Source organism: Dietzia timorensis (assembly GCF_020742175.1).
In the GTDB taxonomy this organism is placed as follows: Bacteria; Actinomycetota; Actinomycetes; order Mycobacteriales; family Mycobacteriaceae; genus Dietzia; species Dietzia timorensis_A.
Genome location: NZ_DYXM01000031.1, coordinates 1 through 3,158, shown reverse-complemented (window position 1 = coordinate 3,158; position 3,158 = coordinate 1). Strand labels below are relative to the sequence as shown.

General features: G+C 64.2%; 3 protein-coding genes and 1 pseudogene. 1 reads left to right on the top strand and 3 read right to left on the bottom strand.

Translation table 11 applies throughout. The features are described 5' to 3' along the window. Both K8V11_RS01560 and K8V11_RS01555 read right to left on the bottom strand, forming a co-directional pair. Positions 1-127: pseudogene (locus tag K8V11_RS01560) on the bottom strand (superoxide dismutase); the annotation flags it as partial. Between the two features lie 336 nt (positions 128-463). Beyond that, positions 464-661: a hypothetical protein gene (locus tag K8V11_RS01555; protein WP_303910454.1), complete on the bottom strand. Its 198-nt coding sequence runs from the start codon at positions 659-661 to the stop codon at positions 464-466. Between the two features lie 346 nt (positions 662-1,007). Here K8V11_RS01555 and msrA point away from each other — a divergent pair, with 346 nt between their 5' ends. After that, entirely contained in the window at positions 1,008-1,703 is a 696-nt protein-coding gene (gene msrA / locus K8V11_RS01550) for a peptide-methionine (S)-S-oxide reductase MsrA (protein ID WP_303910453.1), read from the top strand. Between the two features lie 32 nt (positions 1,704-1,735). Here the strand turns inward: msrA and K8V11_RS01545 are convergent. Continuing rightward, positions 1,736-3,158: ABC transporter permease (locus tag K8V11_RS01545; RefSeq protein ID WP_303910452.1), on the bottom strand; the 1,423-nt coding region annotated here is incomplete at its 5' end.

Below are 3,158 nucleotides of genomic sequence, written 5' to 3'. Positions count from 1 at the left end.
CGTCGTTGGCGCCCTTGACGTAGGTCGCGTGGTGCTTGGAGTGGTGCAACTCCATGATCTCACCGGAAATAGCCGGCTCCAGAGCGCCGTAATCGTAATCAAGATCCGGAAGCGTGTACTCAGCCATCATCGAGTCCTTTCTGCAAACGTATTGCGAATTCTGTATTCGACTGTCCCCTGCCGGCTCGTTGATAAAGCGTCAGCAAAGGACTGGCTTGTTTTTCTTACGTTTCCCACCATAGGGCCGATCGCGAATTCTGGCAGAATACGTTCAATCCCGCAGGTAAAAAGCTTTTTGTAAATCCCGGAATATGGAGTCGCCGACATTTCTACCGCCGTCAGGCGTGGCTTTCTCAGGCCTGCCCGAATCGTTGTGGCGCGCTTTTCGGCGCCCTTTGGTCGACGAGGCTGAATGCACGAAGCCGCCGGACCCAAAGGGTGCCGGCGGCCAGGGTGGAAAGTGTTAAAGGAGCAGAAGGCCTGCGATGACCGCGAGGGCGATAAGCGCGACGATCAGCCCGGAAACGAGCTGCCGATTACGGTGCGCTGCTTCCTCGTCGGTGTAGGCAAACGTGTCGCTGTTTGCTTGACGTGCGTCGCGGTCGATGAATTCGCGCAGACGCTGTTCACCATGCGTGAAGTGCTGCATAGATGAAGACATCGAATACCTTCCTGCCGAGGGGTTTCAATGACCTTAACGCCTCCTGTGCCACAAATTCAAAGGAACTACACGCATGAAATTGCTGCTAAGTGAGCTTGGATGCTTGCAGGTGCTAGCGATTATTTGGAAACACTACAAAAGTTGAGATGTGCGTAGTCTCTGAGCTTGAGTGAAGTAGGTCTCACCGCTTGCAGGATTTCGCTCTCCGACGTCATAGGTGTGAAACAGGAGCACAACACGATTTAGTAACGAACTGAATGACGGGTGTTCCAGCTGGCGCCGCGAGCGCGTGGCGCGGGACGCCTTCGGGGGCGGTCGACTTGGTGGCGGGGCGTATTCTGACGGCATGGGTTGGTTAGAAGAAGCACTGCAGTCGGCACTGGCGGGCTCGCGCGTGGATCTCACGCCGAAGTCTGTTGTTGAGCGGGAGGACGCGCTCCCCGGACGCGCGGAGGAGATGCCGGTCGCCGAGCGCAACGTCGTGACCGGCAATCCGATGACGGGTCCGTTCCCCGAAGGCCACGAGCAGATCGTCCTCGGGTTTGGCTGCTTTTGGGGAGCCGAGAAGCGCATGTGGCAGCTAGACGGTGTGTGGACCACGGCCGTGGGTTACGCCGGCGGCTGGACCGAGAACCCGACGTACGAGGAAGCGTGCACGGGACAGACGGGCCACACCGAAGCCGTGCTCGTCGACTTCGACCCGGAGACCATTTCGGCGGGCGAGGTGCTCGCGGCGTTCTTCGAGTCGCACGACCCGACAACGCTCAACCGGCAGGGCAACGACGTGGGCACCCAGTACCGTTCGGTGATCCTCGCGACGACCCCGGAACAGCTCGAACTCGCCGATCGGATGGCCGCGCGTTACGGGGAGGTGCTCGCGAAAAAGGGCTTCGATGCTGTGACGACGGAGGTCGGTCTTCTCTCGGAGGTCCGTTCGGGACGGTTCTTCTACGCCGAGGACTACCACCAGCAGTATCTGCACAAGGTGCCGAACGGCTACGACTGCCACGCACGCACCGGCGTGGCCTGCCCGATCGGATAGCGCCGGCACCTGCGGGGTGAGGTCAAGTCAGGTCACGCGTGTTCGACCTCGCGCCTGGACCAGCCGCCGAATCCTGCAGCGATACTCGCCGCTGCGATAAGCAGGAGCCATGCGATCGGCTGCCAGGCGATGGGAGCGACCGGGTAGGCGGCGACGTGCCCGAAAACGTTGAGATTCTTCAGAGCCTGGGGAAGATCGAGCAGATCGCCGAAGGCGGTGACGAAGCCGCCGAAGCCGATGACGGCCCAACCTGCAGCCGCCGCGAAGCGCGGTAGCCAGCCGAAGAACGCGACGACGAGGCCGATGACGGCGACGACTGCCGGGATCTGGTTTGCTCCGGCGACGAGGAGATCGGCGACGACGTGGGCGTCGCCGGTGTCGGACAAGAACGCGCCGATGCCGGTGGCCAGGCCCGTCGCCAAGCAGATGAGTAGCGACGCGGACACGATGACGGTGAGCTGTGCGGAGAGGTGGCGGCCGCGGCCGACGCCCGCAGAAAGCAGAAGTTCCGTGCGGCCGCGTAGTTCGTCTCCGCGCAGCTGCCCGAGGGCGTTCGCCGCAGATGCGGAGGCGAAGACGCCGAAAATGAGAACCATGAACGCGAGGTAGCTGCCGGAGAGATCTTCGGCGGACAGCACCTTCGTGAGCTCCTCGGGGAGGGTGTCGGCCGATCCGGCGATCGAGGCCGAATATGCACCGAACACCACGGCGGCGACAGTCAGCGAAATCCCCCAGGCCGCGAATCCGGAGCGGAGCAGGCGGACCGCAAGGCCCAGCGGCGTGCCGAGGACCGGTCCGCCGGTCGCGTGGCCGGGACGACCGATGAATACGGCGCGTCCGACGTCACGAAGCGCGGAAAGGCGGAACCCGGCGACGAGGAAGGCCAGGCCGAATCCGGCGAGAAGCGCAAGCGGCCACCAACGGTCGAGCACGAAGGGGCCGGTTTGTTGTGCCCAGCCGAGCGGGGAGAGCCATGAGGGTGGGCTGCCGCCGGAGCGTGCGGCGTCGCCGATCATTCGGAGGGCATAGGCGGCGGCGAGGACTGCGCCGGCGAGGCCCGCTGCCGCGCGGGAGGACTCGAAGAGCTGGGCCGAGAGCGCGGCGAATCCGGCGAAGAAGAGCGCGACGGCGAGCGCGGTGACTGCGATGAGCGCCGAGCCACCGGCCGGGTAGCCGCGTGCGAGCGCGACGGCGAACACGCCGAGCGCGGAGACGGCCGCGCCCGACCCGGTGATGATGAGGGCCGAGGTGAGTTGGGCGTGAATGCCGACGCCATTTGCGCGCACGAGTTCGGTGCGGCCTGCCTGCTCGTCGGCGCGGGTGTGCCTGATGACGGTGAACATCGCCATGAGCGCGAACAGAATGTAGACGAACAGGGCGTATCCGGCGGCGAAGAAGCGGGCGGAACTCGGCTCGTCGAGGCCTAGCGCCGGGCCGGTCATGAGGCGGCCCATG

What these genes read in the sequence shown, in the direction of transcription:
- K8V11_RS01555 (WP_303910454.1), bottom strand. Translation starts at nt 661, where the DNA reads ATGTCTTCATCTATGCAGCACTTCACGCATGGTGAACAGCGTCTGCGC.
- msrA (WP_303910453.1), top strand. Translation starts at nt 1,008, where the DNA reads ATGGGTTGGTTAGAAGAAGCACTGCAGTCGGCACTGGCGGGCTCGCGC.